The organism is Peredibacter starrii, assembly GCF_034259205.1.
GTDB lineage: Bacteria > Bdellovibrionota > Bacteriovoracia > Bacteriovoracales > Bacteriovoracaceae > Peredibacter > Peredibacter starrii.
Window position 1 is genome coordinate 1550580 of sequence record NZ_CP139487.1, and the last position, 20994, is coordinate 1571573.

Below are 20994 nucleotides of genomic sequence, written 5' to 3' on the forward strand. Positions count from 1 at the left end.
CTATGGAAGACGCTAAATATTTAAGTAAAGAAGATAAGGCAAAGATGGAAGCTCTAAAGAAAGAGCTGGAAGTGCTTAAGGCCGAACACAAAGACTTTGCTAAAAACAAAGGCGGACTTACGCCTGAGCAAAGAGAAACATGGCGTGTGAATTCTCAAAGAACTAATCAAGTTCATATTGAGATCAAAGATCTTCGTCATAAGAATATCTTAGAAGCTGGGAAGTAATACCTTCTTACCAGATTTAATATCTAATGATCGAATTTCGCTAAATCAATTCTTTCTTTTATGACGTGGTCCCGTTCTGTATGGAATGCGATTGTTAGATAATGATTCACTCCACCTCTATTTTCGAAGATAATCCATTCGCCAGTCATTTCATTAGCATTACTCCGATCAAAATAGGCCTCTTGTACAGCCATATAGGTTAGCGGATTCAGGAGTTTAGGTGAAATAGGATCACCTGGCTTTAATCCATTGTCCTCGCATACCTTTTTAATCTTTTCTTTCAGATCATTTTTCGACCAGTGATTAAGTAAGTTCTGGGCAATAAATCTAGCATCCGTCCAGTGAGCGTAAGAATATCCTTTTAATGGCTCTTTCTTGAATTGCCTGATGCCTTTTATTGATTTGAGCTTACCATTCTCAATACGCTCAATAACGTCTGTTATCTGAAATATATTAAATTTGCGTCCCCATAGAAAATCTTCAATTTGATTTACGAAAACATCTGAAAATTTTGCGTTCCCATTACTTTTTAATTTTAAAAGTTCTGTTACGTAATTTTGGTCCATAGTAGTTAATTCTTCAGCATCTCCAAAAACGCCTTCGTTTCAGCTTCCAACGCCTCTGGTTTCATAGCATTGAGTTTTAAACTTGCTCCACCTGCATAAGTCATAATCATCTTTGCAAGTAGATCGGGATCTTTCTTCGTCCCAGTCGCTTTGATATTTTTAAGCAGTAGTTCATAGATATGAACAGAATTCTCCTCCATGAGATTCTTAACCTTCTGAGGAATGATCGAATACTCACGAGTCGTATTTGAAAGGAAACAACCTTTCTGGCCTTTGCAGGTCATATTGGCCTTAAAGAAATTTTCGATGTTGTGCCAACCGAATGGTTCATTCTCAAGAACCGCGTATCCAGGATGCGTCTCACGATACAGCTTCAATGCCTCAAGAAAGATATCGTCCTTATCCTTAAACTCCGAATACAGCCCAGACTTGTTAACACCAGTGGCCTTCTCCAGGTCGGAGAGACTTGTGTCAGCGTAGCCCTTTTTCCAGAACAACTGGATGGCCTCTTTTAGAACTTCAGTACGGTCGAATTGTTTTGTGCGTCCCATGTGCTTAAAATAACATAAAAAACCGTTCGGTTCAATATTTTAGTTGCAAAGGATTAGGGTAGGTGTATATTTTGAACCAATCGGTTCAGAAAAAGAGAACCTCAACTCAAAGGATTTACATATGTCTAAGTTAAGTAACAAAGTCGCTCTAGTAACAGGTGGAAACTCAGGGATTGGTTTGGCGACTGCCAAGCTCTACAAGGACGAGGGCGCTCAGGTGATCATTACGGCCCGTTCAAATGAGACGTTCGAGAAGGCCAAAAAGGAATACGGGAATGTTTTTGATGTGGTTCAAACCGACGTAAGTAAGGTTGAGGATCTGGACCGTCTTTATGCTCATATCAAATCAAAATATGGCAAGCTGGATGTGATCTTTGCTAATGCCGGTATCGCGCAAACAGCTCCAACTGCTGAAGTCACTCCAGACTTTTTCGATAATCAGTTCAATACAAACGTGAAAGGTGTTTTCTTTACTGTCGCTAGGGCGCTACCGATTTTAGCGAAGGGAAGTACAGTTGTACTTAACGCTTCTGTGGTAGCGAGCAAAGGCTTTGTTGGTTCGAGCGTTTACTCAGCAACTAAAGCCGCTGTGAGAAACTTCGCTCGTACATGGACAGCAGAAATTCCAGTAGATCAAGTTCGTTTCAATGTTCTTTCACCTGGACCAATTGAAACTCCGATCTTCGGTAAAATGGGAATGCCAGATGAACACAAAGCTGGAATGGCCGCTGGTCTGCCGATTAAGAGACTTGGTCGTCCGGAAGAAATGGCGAGAGTGGCGTTGTTCTTAGCGAGTGATGATTCAAGTTATCTTGCTGGTGCTGAGATTATGGCCGATGGTGGGTTTGGACAGGTTTAAACAATATGATTTTGGTCCAAAAGGCTTACTTACCTTTTGGACCTTAAGATCCTAGCTGAAACTTTTTCAATCTAGCCTTCAAATCATTGAATTACGTAGCTTTTCAGACTAAATATTCTTCATCTACAAAAAGGAAGCTCCATGAAAACGCTCGTATTCACTTCGATCGCTCTACTATCTTTAAGTGCTAATACTTTCGCAGGAATCTGTGGTGTCGAGGCCACTCGAATTGAAAGCAATTACTCAGAGTACAATGGAAGATCAGTGCCTATGGCCCTTAATACAATAAGTTCTGCTGATAGAGTTCTTCAAATCTCTCTGGCGATCCGTGAAGCAACAACCAAAGCGCCAGTTCCTGAAGGCTATGGAAATGTGGTCCTCGAGCAAGCAAATCAACTGGAAAGAGAAATTCAATATAAACTTGATGAGAATCTTGCTCTTAGAAGAAAGCTTGTTGATACAAATTTTGAAATGTTGGGATGTCTAAATAGATCTAATAATACAAACTGTCATGATAGCGCTATGGAACTCATTAACTACGATACAAATAAGTTAACGGAAGCTAATTCGATTCATCATTCCGGTATGGATTTGAAAAATGATTTTGCCGCCCTTGGGGAAAAGTTGAATAAACTAAGTCGTTCAGGAGCATCGGCCCAGATGTCAGACTTTCAAATGACAATTGAAAAGGCCCAAAACTTATTCTCGTTGCGCAACTCATATTTGAATCAAGTGGATGCAGATGCCAAAGTAAGAAGCAATTTGAGCCAATCACTGAATAATTGCTTGAACTCGAGCAACTAATGAAAAGACTAATTGTTGTATTTATTCTAGCTCTATCAAGTCTCTCGTCTTTTGCAGCAGTTTGTCCTTCAGAGAATTCCGCGTCTCAAGCCCTGTGGTCTAAGTTCACTGGGATTTATTCTGAGACTGTGAAACAAACCCCACGCGGTGATGTGCTTGTTAAATATATTGGTTCTCTCCGAATGACTTATTTTAGAGGCCAAGTACCAGCGGAGGTAGGAATTGCCGTGGCCCAGGACGCGAAATCTTTCGACGAAATGGTATTAGGTCTTTATGCTCAATCCTCAAATCACGCCTCGAATCTTCAGTCGAATTTAATATCTCTAGGTGACTGTATTAAGGGCATAAGACCGTCTTGTAGCTCTGCCTTCAGCAGAGTTGAAGATCATGCTTATATGACTTTCGCTTCACTTAGAGAAGTCGTCGATAGCGGTCACTATGCAAGACATCGCTACAATGACTTTGCTGTTATTCTTAATCAAGTCATCCAAAATGGACGTGTGTTTCCAGAAGAGGCCTCATCAGATGCTATGAATGGTGGTGCTCACTTTTATTTCTCTGGAAGGTCAAAAGATGCATGGTTGGCAGAACAGTTATCTATTCGACAAAGTCTTGATGCTGAATTAACGAATTGTCTTAAATAAAGTAAGGCCCCATAGGGGCCTTCTTGTTTTAGTTCAAACCAGCTTTTTCTAGCCCATACATTTTATCTAGAGTTCCCGGTACGCCGTGGAAAGCAACGTTAATACGATTCCACACATTGATTGTACCAATCATGAAAGTAAGGTCTGAAAGTTCTTTCTTTGATAGGTGAGTGAGTGCTCTCTCATAATCCTGATCCGAAATTCCACCAGGAGCAAGTCTTGTAACAAGTTCTGTCCACTCAAGCGCCGCACGCTCTTTATCTGTGAAGAGTTTTGATTCACGCCATACAGCTACGTGATGTAGACGAAGTTCTCTTTCTCCATGAATCTTGGCCTCTTTTACGTGCATATCAACACAGAAAGTACATCCATTCATTTGAGAAGCACGGATCTCAATAAGTGCTTTGATAGTAGGATCAATTGAAGTTTTAGTTTGTCCTAGCTCGGCTAGTTTTTTTACAAGATCAAGGCTTTCAGCTGTGAAGTTTAAACGTGACATATATTCGTCCTTTGGTTTTGAGCGATGGTAATCATCCGCTTTCAACAACAAGACGAAATAAGATTTGAAAAAGGGACAAGGCGATTAGGCCGCTTCGCCTTTATCAGCACGAAGCCCTCGACGAATGTCTCTTACCCGAGGCCCAAACTCACGAATCGCTTCAGTAAGTTCACGCTCGGTAAGACCCAATACATTACACCAATTCGCGAATGCGATCTTGTCATTAGGATCGATCACAGCGGGCTTGGAGGCCTTGTAATAAGCGCCTGGAGAGTATCCACCTGAATCACCGGTTCCAACTTTAATAGCCATGCTCCTATTATATTATCCTGCAGAGTACCAACAAAATTCAGGTATTTGGCAGGGACTTGTCCCTTTTTTGGGCCTAGAATCGTCTTAGATTTATGGCACATACAAATAACTATCTTAAAGAGTGGGAAGGTCTATTTATTCAATATAGACCGTATTTAATTTCGTTCGCTTTCAGAATGACGGGAAGCCTGTCTGAATCGGAAGATATCGTACAAGATACTTTCATTCAGTGCGCTTCGATCAATCCAAAAGAATTGAATAATCCTAAGTCGTGGCTCACGAAGATTACTTCGAATAAGTCACTCGACTATATGAAGGTCGCGTATAAAAAGCGTGAAATTTATCACGGCACGTGGTTACCGGATGCGGTTCCTGATAGTTTTCAGTATTGGGGAAATCTTATCGATGGAGTTGCCCCGGATAAAAAGCTTCTTTATACCGAAAGTCTGTCAACCTCGTTTCTTCTCTTGCTTCAAAAGCTTAGTCCTGAAGAGAGGATGATCTACATTTTAAATGAGGTCTTTGATTATTCTTTTTCAGAGATTGCTGAGTTTATGAATAAGTCAGAAGACGCTTGTAAGAAGTCGGCCCAGCGCGCTCGTAAGGCACTGGAGAATGAGAAGCGCTATCGTTCATACACCAAGGAAGACGAATCTGTGGTTTCTAAGTTCTTTGATCTCGCTAATCGTGGAGACAAAGAAGGGCTTATGGCCATGCTGTCTTCTGATTCTGAGTTCTGGTCAGATGGTGGCGGTAAAGTTTCTGTGGCCTCGAAAGTCGTGGTTTACGATCCGCAGTTCATTTCGAAATTTATCTCTGCGGTCTGGTCGGCTCCGATCTTTAAGAACGAAAACATTCGCCAGGAGCTAAAGATAGTGAACGAGAAACCGGGTCTCGTGATTTCTCGTCGACATGAAGATGGGGTATGGAGATTTGAAACCATCATGACGATGGAAGTAGAAAACGGGAAGATCGCCCGAATCTTTACTCAAAGAAATCCGGACAAATTACAAGCTCTGCTCAAATCTTAAATTCTGCATTTCATAAGCGGTCGCAATTTCTTCGGCCGCTTCCTTACCTGATTGAAGAGCACCTTCGACGGTTCCACTCATCTCTTCATGGAAGGCCTCTCCCGCAAAGTAGAGAGTGTTCTCAAAGCTCGTTACCATCTCTGCCATTCTTCTATAGTTTACTCTTGGATAAGAGTAAGCACCTAAGAAAGATGGATCTTCATCCCAGTTGTGGTGATGAATATTAATAATCTGGCATCGCACTTCCTCTGGAGAAAGTGATGAGATCTTGGCAAGTTCCTGAATGTAAACTTCTTTTCGTTCATCCTCTGTCATCGCAGTCAATTTTCTCGCTCTCGCACCTCCACACCAAGCTGTTACAATTGGTAAGTGAAGAGGAGAGGCCGACCACCAGGCACTGAAGTTTAAATCAGGTGAGGCGACGAATGGAAAGGAATGATCCTCAAAAGCATAGAAGAACGCCGGGTGAAATTCTCCGATCATCTTCACCACCTGTCCCATTTCAACTTGATCTAGGAAATGATTTAAGAGGTCTGGCATCGGACTAATGAAGACGTTTCTCAAAACTCCCACAGACATTGTGTTAATCACTTTCTCACCAAAGAACTCAAAGGGAATGTCTTCTTCCTTAATGGCCCCTCGAACAGTGACTTTGTCCCGGTTCCAGACAATTTCTTCCACGATGTGGGAGAAATAGATGTGAGGCAGAAGATCCTGAGCGAGATTTTCAATCAGTTCACCGTAGCCATTTAAAAGCCTACGGAGACGTCTTACTTTTGGATCCGCGACCTGATCTTTCATATCATGAAGCTCTTTAGAGCTAATCGTATCCAAATCCGCAGCATCAAACCCTTCAACAAAGATTTTTGCCATATCTTGATCAATTTTGGAGTTTTGATCATACATACGAAGGTAATCTGAGAATGAAATATCGTTCTTGAGATCAATATCCTCAATCACGTGAGTAAGCCGCTCCCAAAAGTCTGGAGTCGCTCTCATTTCACCATCTTTGAAGTAATGATAATCAAACTTCACGTCATAGGTTGTGAGACCAAAGCGTTCGACCAGTTTATCGGTGAGGGGAGTATCGCCATGGAGATATTCGGGTCCATACTCAATATGAGGATGACTCTTCAAAGTATTCGCTCTACCACCCAAGCGATGAGTTGATTCGAGGATGATGAAATCAACCCTTTGCTCTTTCAAAACTCTGGCGGCCATTAGACCTGCTGCACCTGCTCCAATAATGATCACTTTAGTCTGATTCATAAGTATTCTCCTGGAAAATAATGAGCAAGAGCCGGGCCAGTTGGCGAAGAGTTAGAGGAGGAGTAATATCAATGAAATGAAAATACTATTTCTCACTATGGCATTATTGAGCACGGCTTCTTTTGGACAATCTCGACCCACGTTGGAGGAAGTTTCCAAGGAAATGAATAAGGAGCTACCTGAGATCTATGATCATATGACGAAGCTCATGCGCACGAGTGTAGAAAATAATAATTTTAAATATCAGTTTCTCATCAATGCTGATCAGAAAGAATATAACTGGGCCCTACCGAAGGTTCGTTCTCAGATTTTAAGTAATATCTGTAAGAACTCGCGCCAGAAGGCGATTCTTAAAAACTATTCGGCCAATATCGTTTACAGCTATGAGAATGTGAAGGGGCAATCGCTGGGCGAGTTTATGGTGAAGCCAGATCACTGTAATTAATTTAAGACATTCTGATTCTTCATAATAATCACCACAGCCATGACCTTCGCGAGATACTCCTTATCTCCGTGATGACCTTTTCTAATAAGTTTCCAAGCATCGCGAGTTTTTGTACTTTTTATCGCAGCCTTCGTTCTATATTCACCCATGTTGTAGGCGAGAAGGGCAAGCTGCCAGTCCTTGAACATCTTGTGATTGGACTTAAGATACTTCAGAGCAGCTTCCGTTGAAAGCTTCACATTGAGACGCTGATCTGTTCGATCATTAACTTTTAATCCAAAACTCTTGGCGGTTGGTTTGACGAACATCCAAAGCCCTGATCCCCATCCTCGTTCAGAATGAATATTTTGATAGCCTGATTCAACCAACGGAACCGCGAGAAGCTCTTGAGGAAGTTTGTGTCGTGCGATCTTTTTACTAATGAGTGGTTTGAAGGTCTTCATTCTTTTAAAGCAGACCTGCATATGTTTTCGGCCAGAAGGTTTGCCGAGTAGACGATTCAATTGTTTTAAAACCTGATCATTGACCACAATGGGAAACTTGGTGTTCTTCTGTGCCCTCTCAGCAAGAGTAAGTGCCTCGGTTTTTGTGATCTTGTTATCTCTTACTATTTTGTGAGAAGCAGCCGCTTCAGTTACAAACAGGAAGACACAAATAACTAAATACTTCATGACATCATCTAAAATCATGAACCTTAAATGATTATGGAGGCATTATCTACCTCTTGAGTCTGATTAACTTTCCCCATCACGACACAGTCGTAAAATTCAAATCTCACCAACTTACATGTGGCCGCCATTTTGCTTTTTTATCGAAAGTCATTTTTATGTGCCTAAGCACACTTTAAAAAGGAGTTTTAAATGAAAAAGAAGAATAAGTTGCAGCATGTAGCGCCGATGGCACTTAGTGCATTACTGTTAATGTCGGTTGTTTCATGTGGTAGCGATGACGATGACAGTAGTAGCTCTACTCCTCAACAACAGCAGAATCAAGAGGGGACATTCACGGCCACTCTAACGCCTGAAAATCCAAGTGTAACATCTCCTACAGGAACAGCTGAAATTCTTGTTCAGGGTGATAACTTCAATCCTAAAATTCAAGTAATGAATGCTCTTGATACAACTCACGCTCAGCACATTCACCAGGGTACACGTTGTCCGACTGCGGCCGATGATACTAACGGTGATGGTGTGATCGATGCAACAGAAGCAACTGCAGTATATGGTCCGGCAATTATTCCTCTAGATGATGATCTAGCGGCAACAACTGGTAACTTCCCATCTGGTGCAGATTATAACTACGATGAAAGTGCATCACTTTCTGAAATGCTGACTAATCTAAATCTTGCAACACTTAACCTAGAAGGCCTTGTGGTAAATATTCATGGTGTGCCTGAAGACACTACATTACCATCAACTGTTCAAGGTTCAAAAGCTGACTTCCCAATCGCATGTGGTACTTTAGCTCTATCAACAGGTGGAACTACAGGTGGCACAACAGGCGGTACAACTGGTGGTACAACAGGCGGAACTACTGGTGGCACAACAGGTGGAACAACTGGGGGCACAACAGGCGGAACTACTGGTAGTACAGTAGGCGGCACTGCTGGCGGTACAGCTGGTGGAACAGTTGGTGGTACAGCAGGCGGCACAGCTGGTGGTACAGTAGGTGGCACAGCTGGCGGTACTGCAGGTGGAACAGCTGGTGGTACAGTGACTGGTGGAACTGCAGGCGGAACGGCCGGTGGTACAGTGACTGGTACAACAACAACAGGTTACTAAGATTAAATCAGGGCCTCGCAAGGGGCCCTTTTTTATTCCAATTTCTCGATAGTTGGCCCTCCTTTTCAAACTTCACTTTATATCCTCAAAAATTATCCGATAACCCTAATATGACTTTGGTTTTGGCCATTCTCTCACTCTTATTTTCGCTCTCATTGTGGGCCCAGGAAGTCACATACACCAACGCCACTTTCAAAGGGGCGCCACTTGAACATGCTCATAAGCTAAACGAATTTTTTAAAGACGAGGGGTTCATTCCCTTGGCCGATTCTCAGTTTGGAATTCCTTCACTCGGAATCAATCAGGTTTATTTTGCGGACGCTGGCAAGTTTGTGATGGTGAAGTATGGCATTGAAGGTGAGTTTCCTTTAAAGCAGATTATTGAAACAGCAGAAGGCTACTTGGTTCATGATAAGGTTGGAGATAATAGGTTCTTTATCTATTTTCGTGGGATCAATCAGGAAGCAGTGAAACTAACTCTGCTTCGCATGCAGGATAAAATTTCTAAGTATTCACTTCCATCAGTAAAATCCATCTTCATTCCTGAGGCACGCGCACAGGTCGACTGTGGAAGTCCTGTTCTGGTTCAGCAGATGACTGACTTCGCAAACCTCTCTGGCACCATGGTTTGGAACTTCGCTAAGAACTGTGTGAGTGGACTAGGTGAAGGCGCATGGGCCGCAAGTGGTGGCGCTATTGCGAGTGGGATTTCAAGTCTCTGGGAAGCAGTTAAGCATCCAATTGATACTATCGATAAAGTTGGAAACGCAGTGGAGAACTTCACTGTCGGTGTTGCGAACTTCACAAAAGGTCTCATCAACGATCCTCGCGGAACTCTCACCAAAATGGGAGCGAAGGTTGGTGGTGCTTGGGATGACATGGTGGATGTTGTGACAAACATGTCGACGGACATGAAGATTCAATTTATCTGTTCATTCATTGGTTCTCTTGGCGTGGACGCGGCGATTGCATTATTCACGGCCGGAGCTGCCAGTGGGAAAATTGCCGTCAGTTTAGGTTTATTGGCGAAGCGATTCTCAGCCGTGGCCAAGACCATGGGACTACTTTCAAAATTATCTGTAGCGGCAAGGGCCAAGCTCGGCATGTCGGCCGACAAGATGAAAAACTTCATGGAAAAACTTATGCATAATAAAATTCCAGAAGGAGATTTGAAGCATCTTGATGGTCTAACGACTTTTGATAAGGATTTTAGCGTGAAGGTGGTCGCATGTTATATGTGATGACCTTGCTTCTATCATTCTCGGTTTTCGCTGAACTTGAGCCGATGTCGCTCAGGATGAGAGAATGCATGACTAATGTTTTTGATCGAGCAGGTTTTGATAAGAGTAAACAACATAAACTTCTGGTCGGGCAAGGTGACCGTGCTTTCGATAAGCGAGTCCGTGCTTTCGTTGAGCAGGCCAGGCCAGCTGTCTATGAGAAGCATACCAAGGCGAGAAATCCGGCCGAAGCGGCTGAGATGTCTAAGAAGCATGCTCAGTATATGCCGGGGATTGTTCGCGAACGACTTGAGCGCCGGGCTCTTCGTATGGATACTCCTGGAGTTCTTCGTGAGAACCAGGGGACACTATTCAAATTTGTTAAGTTTGAAAGTCCCGTTGGCTATGACCTAGGTAAGCCCACATACTTTATGAGGGTTGAAATTGGGCCCACTGGAGAGTTTCATGGACATCCCATGAGTCCAAATAGGGTCAGAGACAGTATTGGGGACGCGGACTTTAAGGCCCTTTCAGAATAATAATTCTTTGGCCAAGTTCATTGGGCCATCCTCCGATAATCATCTAAACGGAGGATCTCATGCTTAAGCTATTACCACTTCTACTTGTATTTGCCTGTGCTCACCAACCTACATTCCAAATGGACGCCAATAGAGTGACGTGGATTGATAGAAGTGAAGACGATGTGCTTACTCATCCGCATTTTTCAACAATGCCTGTGCAAGAGCGAGTAACTAGTACTGGTACAAAAATGTTTTCTTTTAAAAATGAAGCGCGCTCAGGTGAAACAACTTGTGGAGATATTCGCTGGGGCGGTAAGTGTAATACAGTTGTTCAAGATCAATCTTGTAATCATGTATTTACAGTCAAAAAATCTGTCGTAGTTGAATATAACAGAGTTGGGGCATGTGGCCCTGAGCAACTTAAATTTCGTCCATTTCAAGATGGGGAGCCTGTTCTAACTGATCGTGAAGCGGCTCACTTTGGTTCTAGAGATGTTGCTAGTGAAACGAAAAAGAAAAATTGCGGGATTGCTGGTCAGTTGTTCGGTTGTTAGATATTTAGGTGTAAAATGGCTAAAAAGCGAGACCCCGATAAAAGTGCAAGAAATAGAATAATTAAAGATCTAAAAGAAAGATTAAAGGCTCTACAGCCTGATGTTTTAAGGACAACGGGAATTCGAAGTGAATTATCTCTTAATGCTATTATAGGTAGCAAAAATGATGAATATCTCGATTTGAAAAATGATGTCATTAACTCGGACGCAGAATTCATAAACAAATGGCTGTCGGGACTGAAAAAGATGTCTCAATTAGGGGATGATGCCGCAATAAGGTTAGTTTCACTCCTGCGAGCAAATAACTTTTTCAAAAACTATCTAATGCTTTACCTTAAAAGGTCCTTCCTTATTCACTTCGATGAATTATCAAAAAAACGACCGTCCCTAGATAAGTCTGAGATTTGGATTGGACAGGAAAACGCCAACTACGGATTATTTGTAACTCCAAGATTTAAAGATGGGAAATGGGAGAACGATAAAAGTGAGATTCGTGCATTCTCTTATGGCTATTGGACAATTGGTCATGTGTTGAGTACTGGATTGGTTATACCAAATAAAAATAAGAAAATTGAGTTCAAGGACCTTGATCAACTTCTTATATTTTTTACTGAAACTCTTGTTCGAAATTCAGGATCACAATATGAATATGACATTGCAGATCAGTATGCTGAATTTGTTAAAAATAGTGATAATCCACTGAACATTCCTTTTATGATTCCAGAATTTCGATATTTGGGAATTGAGAAAAAACATAAATATCGTTTAGATTTTATGATCACGAATCCGTATACGTTGGAAAGAGTTGGAATAGAGCTTTCACCCTGGTCTACCCATGGTTATTTGAGCAAGATTGGAGATTTAACTCAGAAAGAAATAAATGAAATGGCTTTGGACAATTTTGAATATGAAATGACAAAACACAAAAATTTCTTCAAACGACATGGGATATTCTCTTTGATCTATACAGATTCAGATCTCAAAGACTGTAAAAAACTTTTCAAGGAAGACATCCAACCATTACTTGAAGTTGAACAACCAGTAACTCAAATCTCTTTCTCTATTATGGAAGAATTTCTATAGGTCCAAACTATGTTGAATCCTGAAATTGTAAGATTTACTCAATCTTGGCTTACTAAAGCTGAAGCTTATTCTGAAGAAAATGTTTCTGGCTGTTATGATAAGTTTTTTACCTTGTTTGTAGTTTATAATAGGCTTTATGCTGAGGCTACCTTCCACTTGTCTCGACTAGGGCAGATTGATATCGAAAGCCGCGAAGCTTTTCCGGATACGAATGCAGGCCTTAAATACATCATTACATTTCTAACTCCTGAATATATCCAGCAGAGACTTGATGCCGAAACCGCCGCTGCAATTGAAACAATCAAGTCCTTGATTGAAAGTGAAAGGTTTCATATTGTTTTAGATATGAGAGATGGATCTGTTCGAAGAGACAAAGACATGGAGTTATTGAAATGGCTTAGTTCGGAAAACATTAAGCATAAAGCAAATGGTTTAGCGTTATTACTTTATAGTGTTAGATGCAATATGTTTCATGGGAACAAATCATATGAACCAGTTCAGGTTGAGCTACTAAGACCTGTAATCATAATTCTAAAATTCTTCATTAGGATCACGCAAGACAAGCTAATGACCTAGCTTTGTACTAGCACCTGCAAATCACAAACGTTCGTTCCAGTAGGTCCAGTCTTCAAAAGTCCTTGGACCTTCTGGAAAAAATGATAAGAATCGTTCCTTTCCAGATACTCACTAACTTCAGCTTCGGCCTTATTGTAAATCTCCTCGGTTGCATACGCTCCTGCCGCATCCGTTGGACCATCGGTTCCATCAGTTGAAGCAGCTAAGAAAGCCACTCCGGAAGGCCAGCTCTCACGTTTTTCCATTTCTGATAGAAACGCCAAGGCCATCTCTTGATTACGTCCGCCTTTACCGTTTCCTTTAAGTGTTACAGTGGTTTCTCCACCGGCGAGATAACATACGCCTTTTTCAAGTTTATCTACGACTGAGGCAAATAAGTGTGCCGCATCTTTGGCTTCACCTGTTAGCCGTTCAGATAAGATGACTGTCTTATACCCAAGTCTTTTGGCCTCTGCTTCTGCCGCCGCCAGCGCAAGTCGATTAGATCCAATAACTAAATTATGCAAATTAGCAGGACCAACTTCACCCGGCTCAGGAACCGTAATCCCTGAAGCAATCGTATGAAGATCATCACCCAACACATCTGACAAAATTAAATTCAACGAAGTAGCAGACGCAATGACTTTCGCGAGCTTCCCACCTTTAATCTTAGAGAGACTCTTTCTAACTTTATTGATCTCTTGAATCGTGGCCCCAGTTGCAAGTAACTCTTTGGTCTTTGCTTGCTTCTGGGCCAATGTCACTCCATCAATCGGAAGTGCGGCCAATGCCGATGCTCCACCAGAGATAAGACCAATAACTAAATCATCAGCTTTTGCTTTTTCACAAAACTCATACAATTTCCTACCAGCTTCAACACTTCGCTCATCCGGAACCGGATGAGAAGATTCAAGCTGAAAAAAATGAGAGGGAAGTGATTCACTGTGACCATCTTTCGTAATTATAAGTCCGGCATCAATCCGCTTTCCAAGAACATCGATAAGTCCTAAAGCCATTCTTGACGAGGCCTTGCCGACTCCAAATACGAAGATTCTCTTGTAAGCTTTCAGATCAAAACTTTTACCCTGAACAGTAAGAACTTCACCATCTAACTTCAAAGTCTGCCCAAGCATACTCCTTGAATCGACTCGATTGAGCCCGGCCCTAAAAATCTTTTCAGCATCTTGAGCAGCTTTATTCATACGAAGAAACTCAATAACCATGCAACAAGGAAGGCCACTGTTCCTTCAACGAACGTTGCCGTTGAAAATACTCGGTATGCCGTTCCCACTTCTAAATTAGAAAACTGAGAAACTACCCAAAAATAAGAATCATTTGCGTGTGAAACTACCATCGCACCTGCACCAATCACTACAACCGTAAGCGCAGGGTGAAGTCCAAGTGTTGCCATGAGTGGTGCCATAATAGTTGAAGTCGTAATGATCGCAACTGTCGATGAACCCTGAGCAGTTTTAAGTGCCGCCGAAATCATAAACGGTAAGAATAAACCAAGTCCAAGTTTCGGATCGGCCAGAACTGTACTTACATAATCCTTAAGTGGTGAAACACTCAGAATCTTACCAAGCGATCCACCAGCACCTGTAATCACAAGAATCAGGGCCGCGTCCTTGATCCCTTCACTGGTCCAAGTCGAAAGTGCTTCAGTCCATTCTTTCTTAGACTGAAGAAGAGTAAACGAAAGAAACATCCCGATGATCAAGGCCACAACTGGATCTCCAATGAACTGAGCAACAGAAGTTAATGCCCCATCACCAAATGGCTTTGAAGGAAGATCGGCCACAGATTTACCAACGATTAAAATAATTGGTCCAATGATCGGAAGAAACGAAAGCCATGGAGAAGGAAGTTTTCCATAACGATCAATGAGTGTTTGATAAGATTCAGACGCTGGGACTGGTGCCGGAAAACGATTACCAATCTTAGTAGCAAAGAACCAGGCCGCAAGTGCGGCCGGAATTGCGGCCATCGTTCCGAAGAGAATAACCATTCCAATGTCAGCATTTAAAGCACCTGAAGCGGCCAAAGGACCCGGAGTAGGTGGAACCATCGTGTGAGTAGCATAAAGACCAGTTGCCAATGCTACTGCCATAACCACCATTGAAGTTGATGATTCCTTTGCTAATGCCTGATTAAGCGGGTTCATAATAACAAAGCCCGAATCACAGAAAACAGGAATAGAAACCACAACACCGGCCGCATTCATAGCAAGAGATGAGCGCTCTTTTCCAACGATCTTCAAAATAGACCGAGTCATTGATAAAGCAGCACCTGTTTTCTCCAAGGTGAGACCCATGATAGTTCCGGCAACGATCACGATACCAATATTTGTAAGCGTTCCCCCGAAGCCTTCTTTTACCAGCTTGATTACTTCCAGAGGTGGAAGACCGATAGCAACTCCATAGGCAATGGCCACACCAATCAGGACAAGAAAGGCGTTTACCTTATATTTTCCAGTTAGAATGACAATTAGACCTACTGCCATTAAGAGCATAATGAGCGCAATCTGACCTGATACCACGAAGCCTCCTGTCTATTAATTCCTTATATTTATCAATGCTATACGAGACAGCGCATTAGAGAAATCTTAATAGTCTTACTTTTAATCATTCTTTGAGAACAATGTCTGGCGGCCGGAGGTACACTTTTTGATGGTGATTCCGCGGAATTGTAAATTTTTAATCATAATCATGAAATCTTGAGCTAGAATTTATGTGTCGGAGATACTTCTATGAATTTCTCATTTAAGAAAGCTTGTCCCCACTGTAGTCAGAGTCTGAAATTCAGAGTCGGTGACAACTACAAAAAAATGATTGTTTGTACTCATTGCAATCAAGAGCTTGGATTTCACTGCTCGCGAAACATCTATTTCTATGGCTTCAGTACTTGTTTTTGGATTGTGGTCTCTTTCTTCTTACTTAAAAATTATCCGCTAGTACTTACAACTCTTGCGATTCTTCTGTTCTGTAGCGCTATTTTCACAAGTATCCCTCTTTCACGTCTGATTAAAGGTGAAGAGAAGGCCTATCGACCTTTTATCCCGGCCTTTCAAATGATTCTTCTGGGAACAGTTGTTAATACATTTATCCTAACTCTTGGGATTATGGTGTACACAAAAGTATCCTGAAAACTAGAAGCCTCTCATTCTCGGACTCGAATTATAGATATTCGTGTTGTAAGGCGCTTCCTCTTCTTTTTGAATGAAGTCCTCATCTCTTGGTTGAGTGCCTGGCTGTCCAGTGTATGGATTTACATTTCCTCGTGTACTGTAGTTGTCGTTACGTGTTTCATTGGGATCTGTTTTATAATGACCTTGCACAAAGGTACCATCTGATTGTGTGTAAGGATCAACGTATTGATCGGCAAGAGCAGCAAATGAGAAGAATGAAAGTCCTAGTAGTATAAGTTTCATAACATCTCCTTCATTCATAATCGTATCACTCAGTGACCATTAATTGAATTTAACTTCGTTTTCCTATCTCCCGGAATGTATTTACGTAAACGAAAATTAATAATTTTTTCCTTACGTTTCGCTAAGGCCGGGAGCAGAATGGATATATGAACTCGAGGCCATAAATCTTGATTTCTTTTTTCCCTCTCTCAGAATACTAAACCACATCAAGAATTCATGGCCTACTAACTCAGGAGTGTATATGAGCTCAAGGCCCTTTGATTATTTCCACGACTCTCTTTTGTCTCAATATAGGGAGCTGATCCGTGAGGCGATTCTGGAGAGTGAGATTGACCACAAATTGCACATCGATATGAATATTCTTTCAATTAAAGTTCAGAACATCATTCATGCGGCCTTAATTGATGGTATTTCAGAATTAGAGGTGAGGGGACTTCTGGCAGAAGCACAGAGGTTTGAAGGACGAACATTAAAAGTTGTCTAAGAAAAAGGCCCTCGATTGAGGGCCTTATCTTTTTAAAGAGTCGTTTGAAGTTGCTGGGCTTCTTTCAAATGATCCTGAACGTGACCTTTAGTTGTTTGTAACATGGTCTTCAACTGATCATTTTTAGCATTAGGGATAAGTTCTGTATCAAGCTTCTTGAGAGTGTCCTGATGCATTTGAATTTGAGCATTCATATAAGCTTTGTCGAAATTCTTAGCGTCCATTCCTTTTAGGTTTTCAATTGTATTCTCAGCTTTCGTTTTGGTTTTTACAGAAGGCTTACTTTCAGCAAGCTTGAGATTTTCTTTCTTCTGCAAAGACATGGCACGCTCATTATTATTTGTGTGGGCATTGAACATTTTTTCTGAGAAAGACTTCACTTTTTCATTTGTTGATTTTGTCTTCCCCACAGTACTTAGATTCATTTCTTCTGTGTTGACCGTCATGAGCATGTTCATGATTTCGGCATCATTCTTGGGTGCCGCTGCCAGGGTAAAACCACTAATTAATAGAGACGAAATTAAAACAGTAAGCTTCATCATGTGATGACTCCTTGTTGATTTAAATATCTCTGCAATTTTAGTCGGAGAAACTCTAATGCCAAGGGCGGGCGCCCTTAAATAAAAAGGCCCTCAAAAAGAGGGCCTTCTCATTTACTCAAGTCTTTGTCTGAACGAATACACCAGAGGAATCAAGTCTTGTTTACTTTTCAATCCACGGTTGCGGGGATTCTGCATTTGGTGTTTGAAATGTGTTTCCATCTTTTTCCATGCATCGATTTCGTTCCTAAACTCGAAGCCAATTTCCCCACTGCCAGCGAAGCGGGCCTTTGCTAGTTCAACGTGAGCGATCAAAAAATCATCCTGTTTTTTCATGATCAGTCCTTAGTCTAAAAGAATGTATAGGAAGGGAAGCGAGAGTCTTTATTATAAACCAAGACTCGGATTGCCAAAGATATTTAAGACTTACCAACTTAATCTATAGGGCTTTCCATGCATCGAGAAACAGGGGAGATAATTACCTTCTAACTCTTAAACGACTTCACTCTTATAATTTTATTGAGGTATGTATGAGATTATTAGCAATTTTGTCCGTTATTTTCTGCTTGGCCGCTCATGCCGAGGATCATCAAAAACAAATCTGGATGAAGGGTGAAGAGTACTTTCTATTCTCCTATCAAGCATCAACAAACATTCTCATCTCTGAGAGTTGTATTCCTCTGGATAAATTGAAGTGTGATGCCGCTAAAGCGCTTAAGAAAAAACATTCTTTGCAATCTCCTAAGACAAATGTTGGAGGAAAAAATCCTGGCGCCATTGTATGTAAGGATCTTCTAAAAAAAGAAATTCGAATTTTAAAGAATCACAAAGACGATGAAAATTCTTTCTGCGTTTTTGAAGACGGTTCTATGATATCAGCTATTAACCTTCAATCCCTACTCAAGGAGTAATGCATGAAACTTGGGTGGATCCTGCTTTTCTTATCTTTCAATGCTCTCGCTTTAGAGTGTGGCAATATTCCCGAAGGAACGGTGGTTAGGCTCGATCAAGGAAACGGAACTCTTGCGAAGGCCGCAGTTCAAGATCAGGACGGGATTGGTAGTTGTTATGTTAACCAAGCTTCATTGATGCTCCAGTCTACCCTTCCGGGTAATCCGAACATTTCTTACTTAAGTCTTGGTGTGTTTTACGCAAATGACGTCAATCTCCCTAATCAAAGAGAAAAGGGAAACAAGAAGTACACTGTTCCTGAAAAGAAGGCAGACAACACTGTTGTAGAAGATGGTTCCACGGCCATCGATGCCGGGTCTGGATGTCGAGCGATTAATAACGCCGTTGAACGTCAGAAGAAGACCGGCATTGGTTCTCTCTGTAGAACGCAAGATGTAGCACTCGAGCATAATTTCTTTGATCAGCAAGGCAATTATCAGGATCCGGGGTTCATTCAAGATAAATCCATGCTTCAGGCCTCTCGTTTTATGAATGCCTATCAAAAGGTTTTTGGTTATGCATTTGAGAAAGACAAAAAAATTCAGGAGAAGCGTGAAGAAGCCGACAAATTCTCACTTGCTCTAAGAAACTTTGTAAAAGGGCAGAGTGACGATTACTTCGAAAAGAAATGTGTTAATAAAGATCCTGCCATTCTTATAAATGCAGTTCAGGATTCACTTATCAGGGCCGCTGCCAAAAAAATCGATTGTTTTTCGCCTCAAATGTTCATTCCTGATAATACAAGAGATCAGGTTTGTAAGAGCTTCAAAAAAGTCGGAATCCTTCTTCTGAATGACAAAAAGAACAGTAAAGTTACTGCTTACTTGAATGCTGATGTGAAGGAAAAAATTAAAAAGGACATGTCCACTTTCTATCAAAGTAAAGGCGGCTATGGAGACATGCTGAACAAACTTCGTGAGTTTTATCGTTCATTTGCGGCCGGGAACCAATCTCAGAAAGACTCTTTTGTTGATCTCATGATGACAAGCCTTTCACCTGAGCATAATGGCAAACTTGAAGACAGTTACAAACAAGTGGCCTTGGGACAAATTGATAAATGTAAGACCGACAATATGCTAAGCTTTTTTAAGGACAAACAAGAGTTCCTTGAAAAGGCAAAGCAGGACTCAATACTTTGTAACTATATGGACATCCTGGAAGGAACCTCTGATCTTGCCGGCGTTCTTCCACAAGGCGCATTTACCAACATGTCTTCTTTCCTTGACTTCATTACGGCCAAGGCAGGACTGAATTACGACGATGCGATGCTTGCCCTCATTGCCAGCGATTGCCCTCCTGAGAAGCGAATCAAGGTTCCTGCCACACTTAGATGCGAAAGTGTCAGAATGAGTTACGATACCCAAGACTTTGCCGGATCAGTTCCTTCGAAAGATGCGACTAAGGTCATCTTGGAAAATAGAACAAAAATGTTTGAAGGTCTAAAGAAGGGGATTGGAACGGGTATTGATATTTGTACGAAGTTCTGGAAAGACGATAGCTACGATTTTAATAAAGAAGATCCAAAAACCCGATCAAGCACTTGTAAGAGCACAGGTCTCCATGGTTTTCATGCCATCACCGTTATTGGATACCGTTGTAAGAATAATCGCATTGAGTATCTTTCGCAAAATTCCTGGGGACCAAACTGGAACTTAGATAATAAATCTTATGAGATTGAGAATGGTAAGATCTGGATGGATGAAGACAAGATTCATATGAACCTTGATAACATCAATTACCTTTCACAATAAGCGCCTCAAGATTTTTCCTGATCTCATCTGGGATCTTCACCGACTTATTGGTCGAATAATCGAAATGCACCAGGAAAGACTTCCCGCGGGCAACGACCACGTTTTCTTGATAGGCTTCCTGGACTAGTACAAACGAAGAATTTCCCACTTTCTCAACCCAAGTTTTAACTGTCGTTTCTTTCTGATAATGACCTTGGGCCAGGAAATCAACCTCGATTCGGGCAATAATAAGTGACCATTTCTTAGGATCTAAGTCCGGGACGAAGAACTTAAAAATAGGACGTCGTGCTTCCTCAAACCAGGTTGAGTAGCTTGCGTTATTAATGTGGCCGAGAGCATCTGTATCTTTAAAGCGAGGATAGAATTTTGATTCAAGCATAGAGTGAATTATAAGGGCCAATTCACTCTATGGTCAAAGTTATTTCTTTTTGCGCGGATCATCCGATGGATTGATGTAAGTAATCTCGAAAGGTCCCATGCCATGAACTTGAACAATTGCACCTTCAGGACCTGCATAGGCATAGTGATGAAACTTTGCAGGCATTAGAGCATAGCTTCCAGTTGGGAGTGCATGAGAAGTCTTCTCATTGATGATATCAGTCGTTCCCATATTAAGAGTACCCTGAACGACTGTAACGTGCTCATCCGTTGGGTGCCAGTGAGGCATGATTCTGTAATTGGCCGGTAGTTGAAGGCGAAGAGTATAGAGTCCCTTCTTGTGTGGATCTCCACTCATCACTGCTAATTTCGCTCCCGGCATTAGAAACGGCGGAGCTTCACCCCATTGAATGTCTGATGGCATTTTCATAACGTGGTCAACGCTGAATGCGCTTACGGTCCAAATGCTGAGTAAGGTCACGAGAACTAATTTCATAGTTACCTCCATTTTTATCCTTTCTCCCATGGGCCATGATCATT

Annotated in this window: 29 protein-coding genes; 16 read left to right on the plus strand and 13 right to left on the minus strand. The window is 41.7% G+C overall.

From position 1 onward, the window contains the following. Nucleotides 1-2: 2 nt before the first annotated feature. Entirely contained in the window at nt 3-227 is a 225-nt protein-coding gene (locus SOO65_RS07765) for a hypothetical protein (RefSeq protein WP_321399055.1), read from the plus strand. A gap of 23 nt (nt 228-250) precedes the next feature. Here the strand turns inward: SOO65_RS07765 and SOO65_RS07770 are convergent, their stop codons facing one another. Together SOO65_RS07770 and SOO65_RS07775 are read right to left on the minus strand one after the other, a co-directional pair. Beyond that, complete coding sequence (locus SOO65_RS07770) at nt 251-793, minus strand: hypothetical protein (protein ID WP_321399057.1); 543 nt, start codon at nt 791-793, stop codon at nt 251-253. Between the two features lie 5 nt (nt 794-798). Beyond that, entirely contained in the window at nt 799-1344 is a 546-nt protein-coding gene (locus SOO65_RS07775) for a TetR/AcrR family transcriptional regulator (protein ID WP_321399059.1), read from the minus strand. Nucleotides 1345-1465: 121 nt separating this feature from the next. Between SOO65_RS07775 and SOO65_RS07780 the strand changes: the two genes are divergently transcribed. From SOO65_RS07780 to SOO65_RS07790, 3 genes are all read left to right on the plus strand, one after another. After that, nucleotides 1466-2203 (plus strand): SDR family oxidoreductase, encoded by a 738-nt coding sequence (locus tag SOO65_RS07780; protein ID WP_321399061.1) that lies wholly within the window; start codon nt 1466-1468, stop codon nt 2201-2203. Nucleotides 2204-2344: 141 nt separating this feature from the next. Next, a complete protein-coding gene (locus tag SOO65_RS07785) occupies nt 2345-3007 on the plus strand; it encodes a hypothetical protein (protein ID WP_321399063.1) in 663 nt (220 codons plus the stop codon). Beyond that, nucleotides 3007-3651: a hypothetical protein gene (locus SOO65_RS07790; protein WP_321399065.1), complete on the plus strand. Its 645-nt coding sequence runs from the start codon at nt 3007-3009 to the stop codon at nt 3649-3651. The genes SOO65_RS07785 and SOO65_RS07790 overlap by 1 nt, the downstream gene beginning before the upstream one ends. A 28-nt stretch (nt 3652-3679) precedes the next feature. Here the strand turns inward: SOO65_RS07790 and SOO65_RS07795 are convergent, their stop codons facing one another. Together SOO65_RS07795 and SOO65_RS07800 are read right to left on the minus strand one after the other, a co-directional pair. Next, nucleotides 3680-4150: a carboxymuconolactone decarboxylase family protein gene (locus SOO65_RS07795; protein ID WP_321399067.1), complete on the minus strand. Its 471-nt coding sequence runs from the start codon at nt 4148-4150 to the stop codon at nt 3680-3682. 84 nt (nt 4151-4234) lie between these two features. After that, nucleotides 4235-4462 (minus strand): DUF3606 domain-containing protein, encoded by a 228-nt coding sequence (locus SOO65_RS07800; protein ID WP_321399069.1) that lies wholly within the window; start codon nt 4460-4462, stop codon nt 4235-4237. 92 nt (nt 4463-4554) lie between these two features. Here SOO65_RS07800 and SOO65_RS07805 point away from each other — a divergent pair, with 92 nt between their 5' ends. After that, complete coding sequence (locus SOO65_RS07805) at nt 4555-5493, plus strand: sigma-70 family RNA polymerase sigma factor (RefSeq protein WP_321399071.1); 939 nt, start codon at nt 4555-4557, stop codon at nt 5491-5493. Here SOO65_RS07805 and SOO65_RS07810 read toward each other — a convergent pair. Beyond that, entirely contained in the window at nt 5470-6762 is a 1293-nt protein-coding gene (locus SOO65_RS07810; protein ID WP_321399073.1) for a flavin monoamine oxidase family protein, read from the minus strand. The genes SOO65_RS07805 and SOO65_RS07810 overlap by 24 nt on opposite strands. Before the next feature lie 163 nt (nt 6763-6925). Between SOO65_RS07810 and SOO65_RS07815 the strand changes: the two genes are divergently transcribed. Beyond that, on the plus strand, nt 6926-7207 hold the full coding sequence (locus SOO65_RS07815; protein WP_321399075.1) for a hypothetical protein: 282 nt from the start codon (nt 6926-6928) through the stop codon (nt 7205-7207). Here SOO65_RS07815 and SOO65_RS07820 read toward each other — a convergent pair. Beyond that, nucleotides 7204-7878: a lytic transglycosylase domain-containing protein gene (locus SOO65_RS07820; RefSeq protein ID WP_321399077.1), complete on the minus strand. Its 675-nt coding sequence runs from the start codon at nt 7876-7878 to the stop codon at nt 7204-7206. The two genes, SOO65_RS07815 and SOO65_RS07820, sit on opposite strands and share 4 nt — an antisense overlap. 189 nt (nt 7879-8067) lie before the next feature. Here SOO65_RS07820 and SOO65_RS07825 point away from each other — a divergent pair, with 189 nt between their 5' ends. The 6 genes from SOO65_RS07825 to SOO65_RS07850 all read left to right on the plus strand — a co-directional run bounded on the left by SOO65_RS07825 (nt 8068) and on the right by SOO65_RS07850 (nt 12942). Then, nucleotides 8068-8988, plus strand: a complete 921-nt coding sequence (locus SOO65_RS07825) for a hypothetical protein (RefSeq protein WP_321399079.1) — start codon at nt 8068-8070, stop codon at nt 8986-8988. Nucleotides 8989-9098: 110 nt separating this feature from the next. After that, nucleotides 9099-10229, plus strand: coding sequence for a hypothetical protein (locus SOO65_RS07830; protein WP_321399080.1), 1131 nt, complete (start codon nt 9099-9101; stop codon nt 10227-10229). Beyond that, nucleotides 10217-10747: a hypothetical protein gene (locus SOO65_RS07835; RefSeq protein WP_321399082.1), complete on the plus strand. Its 531-nt coding sequence runs from the start codon at nt 10217-10219 to the stop codon at nt 10745-10747. Before SOO65_RS07830 ends, SOO65_RS07835 begins: the two co-directional genes overlap by 13 nt. Before the next feature lie 59 nt (nt 10748-10806). Continuing rightward, nucleotides 10807-11283 carry a hypothetical protein gene (locus SOO65_RS07840; RefSeq protein WP_321399084.1) on the plus strand — a complete coding sequence of 159 codons (477 nt, stop codon included), beginning with the start codon at nt 10807-10809 and terminating at the stop codon, nt 11281-11283. A gap of 15 nt (nt 11284-11298) precedes the next feature. Further along, complete coding sequence (locus SOO65_RS07845) at nt 11299-12366, plus strand: hypothetical protein (RefSeq protein WP_321399086.1); 1068 nt, start codon at nt 11299-11301, stop codon at nt 12364-12366. Between the two features lie 9 nt (nt 12367-12375). Beyond that, nucleotides 12376-12942 carry a hypothetical protein gene (locus SOO65_RS07850; RefSeq protein WP_321399088.1) on the plus strand — a complete coding sequence of 189 codons (567 nt, stop codon included), beginning with the start codon at nt 12376-12378 and terminating at the stop codon, nt 12940-12942. On the opposite strand, the gene SOO65_RS07855 is transcribed toward SOO65_RS07850, so the two are convergent. Both SOO65_RS07855 and SOO65_RS07860 read right to left on the minus strand, forming a co-directional pair. Then, nucleotides 12939-14144 (minus strand): glycerate kinase type-2 family protein, encoded by a 1206-nt coding sequence (locus tag SOO65_RS07855; RefSeq protein ID WP_321399090.1) that lies wholly within the window; start codon nt 14142-14144, stop codon nt 12939-12941. The two genes, SOO65_RS07850 and SOO65_RS07855, sit on opposite strands and share 4 nt — an antisense overlap. Continuing rightward, on the minus strand, nt 14120-15460 hold the full coding sequence (locus tag SOO65_RS07860; protein WP_321399092.1) for a GntP family permease: 1341 nt from the start codon (nt 15458-15460) through the stop codon (nt 14120-14122). Before SOO65_RS07860 ends, SOO65_RS07855 begins: the two co-directional genes overlap by 25 nt. A gap of 210 nt (nt 15461-15670) precedes the next feature. On the opposite strand from SOO65_RS07860, the gene SOO65_RS07865 reads away from it, so the two are divergent. Beyond that, nucleotides 15671-16066 carry a hypothetical protein gene (locus SOO65_RS07865; protein ID WP_321399094.1) on the plus strand — a complete coding sequence of 132 codons (396 nt, stop codon included), beginning with the start codon at nt 15671-15673 and terminating at the stop codon, nt 16064-16066. Between the two features lie 3 nt (nt 16067-16069). Here SOO65_RS07865 and SOO65_RS07870 read toward each other — a convergent pair whose 3' ends face one another. After that, the gene (locus tag SOO65_RS07870; RefSeq protein WP_321399096.1) at nt 16070-16351 is read right to left on the minus strand and encodes a hypothetical protein; all 282 of its coding nucleotides are present in this window, start codon (nt 16349-16351) and stop codon (nt 16070-16072) included. Nucleotides 16352-16592: 241 nt separating this feature from the next. Here SOO65_RS07870 and SOO65_RS07875 point away from each other — a divergent pair, with 241 nt between their 5' ends. Beyond that, complete coding sequence (locus tag SOO65_RS07875; protein ID WP_321399098.1) at nt 16593-16835, plus strand: hypothetical protein; 243 nt, start codon at nt 16593-16595, stop codon at nt 16833-16835. Nucleotides 16836-16867: 32 nt separating this feature from the next. On the opposite strand, the gene SOO65_RS07880 is transcribed toward SOO65_RS07875, so the two are convergent. After that, the gene (locus tag SOO65_RS07880) at nt 16868-17377 is read right to left on the minus strand and encodes a DUF4142 domain-containing protein (protein ID WP_321399100.1); all 510 of its coding nucleotides are present in this window, start codon (nt 17375-17377) and stop codon (nt 16868-16870) included. A gap of 111 nt (nt 17378-17488) precedes the next feature. After that, nucleotides 17489-17710 carry a hypothetical protein gene (locus SOO65_RS07885; RefSeq protein WP_321399102.1) on the minus strand — a complete coding sequence of 74 codons (222 nt, stop codon included), beginning with the start codon at nt 17708-17710 and terminating at the stop codon, nt 17489-17491. Between the two features lie 194 nt (nt 17711-17904). Between SOO65_RS07885 and SOO65_RS07890 the strand changes: the two genes are divergently transcribed. Together SOO65_RS07890 and SOO65_RS07895 are read left to right on the plus strand one after the other, a co-directional pair. After that, nucleotides 17905-18285, plus strand: a complete 381-nt coding sequence (locus tag SOO65_RS07890; RefSeq protein ID WP_321399104.1) for a hypothetical protein — start codon at nt 17905-17907, stop codon at nt 18283-18285. Between the two features lie 3 nt (nt 18286-18288). Beyond that, nucleotides 18289-20076, plus strand: coding sequence for a hypothetical protein (locus SOO65_RS07895; protein ID WP_321399106.1), 1788 nt, complete (start codon nt 18289-18291; stop codon nt 20074-20076). On the opposite strand, the gene SOO65_RS07900 is transcribed toward SOO65_RS07895, so the two are convergent. Continuing rightward, nucleotides 20057-20455: an acyl-CoA thioesterase gene (locus tag SOO65_RS07900; RefSeq protein ID WP_321399108.1), complete on the minus strand. Its 399-nt coding sequence runs from the start codon at nt 20453-20455 to the stop codon at nt 20057-20059. The genes SOO65_RS07895 and SOO65_RS07900 overlap by 20 nt on opposite strands. Nucleotides 20456-20494: 39 nt before the next feature. Next, a complete protein-coding gene (locus tag SOO65_RS07905) occupies nt 20495-20950 on the minus strand; it encodes a cupin domain-containing protein (protein WP_321399110.1) in 456 nt (151 codons plus the stop codon). Nucleotides 20951-20994 lie beyond the last annotated feature (44 nt).

Coding starts and splice junctions, on each gene's coding strand:
- SOO65_RS07825 (WP_321399079.1), top strand. CDS start 8,068: ATGAAAAAGAAGAATAAGTTGCAGCATGTAGCGCCGATGGCACTTAGT.
- SOO65_RS07885 (WP_321399102.1), bottom strand. CDS start 17,710: ATGAAAAAACAGGATGATTTTTTGATCGCTCACGTTGAACTAGCAAAG.
- SOO65_RS07875 (WP_321399098.1), top strand. CDS start 16,593: ATGAGCTCAAGGCCCTTTGATTATTTCCACGACTCTCTTTTGTCTCAA.
- SOO65_RS07795 (WP_321399067.1), bottom strand. CDS start 4,150: ATGTCACGTTTAAACTTCACAGCTGAAAGCCTTGATCTTGTAAAAAAA.
- SOO65_RS07770 (WP_321399057.1), bottom strand. CDS start 793: ATGGACCAAAATTACGTAACAGAACTTTTAAAATTAAAAAGTAATGGG.
- SOO65_RS07890 (WP_321399104.1), top strand. CDS start 17,905: ATGAGATTATTAGCAATTTTGTCCGTTATTTTCTGCTTGGCCGCTCAT.
- SOO65_RS07830 (WP_321399080.1), top strand. CDS start 9,099: ATGACTTTGGTTTTGGCCATTCTCTCACTCTTATTTTCGCTCTCATTG.
- SOO65_RS07775 (WP_321399059.1), bottom strand. CDS start 1,344: ATGGGACGCACAAAACAATTCGACCGTACTGAAGTTCTAAAAGAGGCC.
- SOO65_RS07820 (WP_321399077.1), bottom strand. CDS start 7,878: ATGAAGTATTTAGTTATTTGTGTCTTCCTGTTTGTAACTGAAGCGGCT.
- SOO65_RS07850 (WP_321399088.1), top strand. CDS start 12,376: ATGTTGAATCCTGAAATTGTAAGATTTACTCAATCTTGGCTTACTAAA.
- SOO65_RS07845 (WP_321399086.1), top strand. CDS start 11,299: ATGGCTAAAAAGCGAGACCCCGATAAAAGTGCAAGAAATAGAATAATT.
- SOO65_RS07790 (WP_321399065.1), top strand. CDS start 3,007: ATGAAAAGACTAATTGTTGTATTTATTCTAGCTCTATCAAGTCTCTCG.
- SOO65_RS07835 (WP_321399082.1), top strand. CDS start 10,217: ATGTTATATGTGATGACCTTGCTTCTATCATTCTCGGTTTTCGCTGAA.
- SOO65_RS07800 (WP_321399069.1), bottom strand. CDS start 4,462: ATGGCTATTAAAGTTGGAACCGGTGATTCAGGTGGATACTCTCCAGGC.
- SOO65_RS07785 (WP_321399063.1), top strand. CDS start 2,345: ATGAAAACGCTCGTATTCACTTCGATCGCTCTACTATCTTTAAGTGCT.
- SOO65_RS07855 (WP_321399090.1), bottom strand. CDS start 14,144: ATGGTTATTGAGTTTCTTCGTATGAATAAAGCTGCTCAAGATGCTGAA.
- SOO65_RS07815 (WP_321399075.1), top strand. CDS start 6,926: ATGAATAAGGAGCTACCTGAGATCTATGATCATATGACGAAGCTCATG.
- SOO65_RS07840 (WP_321399084.1), top strand. CDS start 10,807: ATGCTTAAGCTATTACCACTTCTACTTGTATTTGCCTGTGCTCACCAA.
- SOO65_RS07810 (WP_321399073.1), bottom strand. CDS start 6,762: ATGAATCAGACTAAAGTGATCATTATTGGAGCAGGTGCAGCAGGTCTA.
- SOO65_RS07895 (WP_321399106.1), top strand. CDS start 18,289: ATGAAACTTGGGTGGATCCTGCTTTTCTTATCTTTCAATGCTCTCGCT.
- SOO65_RS07880 (WP_321399100.1), bottom strand. CDS start 17,377: ATGATGAAGCTTACTGTTTTAATTTCGTCTCTATTAATTAGTGGTTTT.
- SOO65_RS07805 (WP_321399071.1), top strand. CDS start 4,555: ATGGCACATACAAATAACTATCTTAAAGAGTGGGAAGGTCTATTTATT.
- SOO65_RS07865 (WP_321399094.1), top strand. CDS start 15,671: ATGAATTTCTCATTTAAGAAAGCTTGTCCCCACTGTAGTCAGAGTCTG.
- SOO65_RS07905 (WP_321399110.1), bottom strand. CDS start 20,950: ATGAAATTAGTTCTCGTGACCTTACTCAGCATTTGGACCGTAAGCGCA.
- SOO65_RS07900 (WP_321399108.1), bottom strand. CDS start 20,455: ATGCTTGAATCAAAATTCTATCCTCGCTTTAAAGATACAGATGCTCTC.
- SOO65_RS07870 (WP_321399096.1), bottom strand. CDS start 16,351: ATGAAACTTATACTACTAGGACTTTCATTCTTCTCATTTGCTGCTCTT.
- SOO65_RS07765 (WP_321399055.1), top strand. CDS start 3: ATGGAAGACGCTAAATATTTAAGTAAAGAAGATAAGGCAAAGATGGAA.
- SOO65_RS07780 (WP_321399061.1), top strand. CDS start 1,466: ATGTCTAAGTTAAGTAACAAAGTCGCTCTAGTAACAGGTGGAAACTCA.